This is a genomic window from Microbacterium azadirachtae, from assembly GCF_000956545.1.
Classification (GTDB): Bacteria; Actinomycetota; Actinomycetes; order Actinomycetales; family Microbacteriaceae; genus Microbacterium; species Microbacterium azadirachtae.
Map to the genome: position 1 here is coordinate 1 of NZ_JYIT01000015.1, position 1,606 is coordinate 1,606.

Consider the following 1,606-nt stretch of genomic DNA (forward strand, 5'->3'; position numbering starts at 1 on the left):
ACCCACACCCGTCGATGGGGACAACTCCCCATCCCCCCACCCTCACTCCGGATCCGTCGGGTCCGTCTCGGTCGCGTCGAGCAGCGCCAGATCGGCCTTGCCGACCAGGCGCGAGGCGATCACGTGCTCGACGAGCCGGGCACGACGGTTGGTCGCGGAACCGCCTGCGCCGCCGCGCATCCCGGGCACTCCGATCCGATCGAACTTGTCGCAGACGTTGTCGAGCTTGCGGTTGAACCGCGTCACCGTCCACCCGAGGCGAGCGGCCGCATCGGCGCTGGACGGGATGGCGCTCATCCCGGTGCCGTCGCGCCGCAGCAGCGGCTCCGCCAGGGCGACGAGCAGCTGCTTCTGGCTGAGCGTGAGCGGCACCTCCCCGATCGTGGAGTCGCCGTCGACCTCGCGCTCGCGCCGGGTCTCGCGGAAGGTCGGCTCGGACGCATGGATCGTGAACTCGTAGGTGGTGGGCCCCGCGGAGAACACGACGCTCGTCGTCGCGAACACCAGCGGCAGGCGCGCCCCCGGGGCGAGCCAGGCCTGAACGCCGCCCGACGCATCGGTCACGGTCGCTTGCAGCCGCGCGCCGATGTTCGCCAGCCACCACAGCCCGCCCGACTCCGCGATCTCGAGGAAATGCCGGTGCAGGAACAGATTGTCGTCGATCGCGAGGTCGCCCTCGCGCCCCACCACGAACCTGCCGCCTGCCTCGATCGGGAAATACTCCCCGGCGAACTCGACCGTCACCTGAGCGCGGGACGGATCCTGCGTGGCCTCGGGATCCAGGGTCATGGCGTGCATCCCCTCACCGTCGAGGACGCGGACCCGTTCTCGCGCCGCAGCATCACATCGATGCAGGTCTTCCCACCGGGCTGCGCGGGCACGGTGATCTGGGGCTCGTCGACCGAGGTCGTGTCCCCGTCTCCGGCGAGCGTGACCACGGTGACGAGGTACGAGTCCCCGGTCTTCGGGCTCGCGTTGGTCCACGTGAACCGCACCGAACCGGCGCCGTCGGGCGTCCCCGTGACGTCCTTGGGCGCGGCCGCCATGTCGCCGAGCGGATCCTGCGGATCCGCGCTCTGGGCGGCCGTCGGCTTAGGCTTCGGGGGGCTCGCATTGAGCAGGTTCACGGTCAGCACCGACCCGCCGGCGAGCACCACGACCGCGGCCACGGCGAGCACTCCCCACACGAGGGCTCGGCGCGAACGGCGCTCGCCGGGAGCGGCGTCCGGCGCGGGCGCCGCTCCGACGGATGCTCCCGGCGCGGCGGCGAGCACCGGCGTCGAGGGCGCGCCCGGGCCGGCGGCGAGGGGGCTGACAGTGCGGGGCACCCGCAGCAGCGTCGGGGCGTCGTCACCCTGCTCCGTCGCGGGCGGCACCGGGGGCGTCGGAGCGGGCGGCGCGGCGAGCGTCGGCACGCCGGTGACCGGCGCCTCTGGAGCGGGCGCCTCCTGCGGCACCCGGATGATGGTCTGCTCCGCATCCGCCGCATCGACCGAGGACGCCGTGGGCGCGTCGAACCGCGGTCCGGGCGTCGCCGCGGGGGGCGGCGGGAGCACGGGGCTTGTCGTCGCCGAAGGGCGGGTGGCGGTGTGCCCGGGATCGATGC

The 1,606-nt window shown here is 73.7% G+C and carries 1 protein-coding gene and 1 pseudogene; both read right to left on the reverse strand.

Annotated elements, in window-relative coordinates; all coding sequences use genetic code 11:
* Positions 1-42: 42 nt before the first annotated feature.
* Positions 43-798, reverse strand: a complete 756-nt coding sequence (locus RL72_RS00105; protein WP_248700312.1) for a hypothetical protein — start codon at positions 796-798, stop codon at positions 43-45.
* Positions 786-1,606, reverse strand: a pseudogene (locus tag RL72_RS00110) (hypothetical protein); the annotation flags it as partial. The pseudogene RL72_RS00110 and the gene RL72_RS00105, both read right to left, overlap by 13 nt.

Excerpts from the sequence above, each read along its gene's own strand:
- RL72_RS00105 (WP_248700312.1), bottom strand. The coding sequence starts at position 798 with ATGCACGCCATGACCCTGGATCCCGAGGCCACGCAGGATCCGTCCCGC.